This is a genomic window from Paraburkholderia sp. SIMBA_053 (assembly GCF_046534895.1).
Taxonomy (GTDB): Bacteria; Pseudomonadota; Gammaproteobacteria; order Burkholderiales; family Burkholderiaceae; genus Paraburkholderia; species Paraburkholderia caledonica.
Genome location: NZ_JAWRXU010001806.1, coordinates 1 through 233, shown reverse-complemented (window position 1 = coordinate 233; position 233 = coordinate 1). Strand labels below are relative to the sequence as shown.

General features: G+C 60.9%; 1 protein-coding gene. It reads left to right on the top strand.

Translation table 11 applies throughout. The features are described from left to right. The coding region (locus SB753_RS41740; RefSeq protein WP_410805775.1) for an alpha/beta hydrolase family esterase at nt 1-233 on the top strand (233 nt) is incomplete at both ends.

Genomic DNA, 233 nt, shown 5'->3' with positions numbered 1-233 from the left:
CCACGGATGCACGCAGGACGCCGACGACTTCGCAGCAGGCACACAAATGAATGCGCTTGCCGACCGGCATCGGTTTCTCGTTGCTTATCCGGTGCAACCGCCGCAGGCGAATCCGTCAAAGTGCTGGAACTGGTTCAAACCGGACGATCAGCAGCGTGATCGCGGGGAGCCGTCGTTGATTGCTGGCATCACGCGCGAAATCATCTCCACTCACAGCGTCGATCCCACGCGCG